Source organism: Haloferax sp. Atlit-10N, from assembly GCF_003586325.1.
Taxonomy (GTDB): domain Archaea; phylum Halobacteriota; class Halobacteria; order Halobacteriales; family Haloferacaceae; genus Haloferax; species Haloferax prahovense.
The window spans coordinates 1-477 of record NZ_PSYX01000140.1 but is presented as its reverse complement, the minus strand read 5'-3'; the positions used below and the strand labels follow the sequence as shown (position 1 = coordinate 477).

Genomic DNA, 477 nt, shown 5'->3' with positions numbered 1-477 from the left:
TGATGCTACTCGGTTCCCGGCCGGCAACACAGTTCGCACCAGCAAATGCTGTCTCAGGGCGTTCAGTTCCATACCTAAGCGTCACACACGGTGTCCCGAGGATGCTGCTCTCCTCCTGCACACCACCTGAGTCGGTGAAGACCAGGTCCGCTGTGCTCTCTAATCTGAGGAAATCAAAGAAATCCAGTGGTTCGATAAGACGAATTTGGTCGGGAACTGCAATACCGAACTCTTCGAGGCGGTCCTTCGCTCGGGGCTGAATCGGGTAGATGACTTCTCGTTTCGCCTGAGCGCTTGCTCGTGCGACGCCGCTGAGAATCCGCTCGAACGCTTCCCGGTCATCGACTGTTTCCGCTCGGTGAGCGGACAAGAGGTCGAACTGCCCTTCTGAAACGCCGAGCTCACTCAGAATCTGACTGCTGGTTGCAGCATCATCGTCAAAGGTCTCGACTGCGTCGACGATCGTATTTCCAGTGA

General features: G+C 56.0%; 1 protein-coding gene. It reads right to left on the bottom strand.

Translation table 11 applies throughout. The features are described from left to right. On the bottom strand, positions 1-477 hold a 477-nt coding region (locus tag C5B91_RS21560), incomplete at both ends, for a UDP-N-acetylglucosamine 2-epimerase (RefSeq protein WP_147374918.1).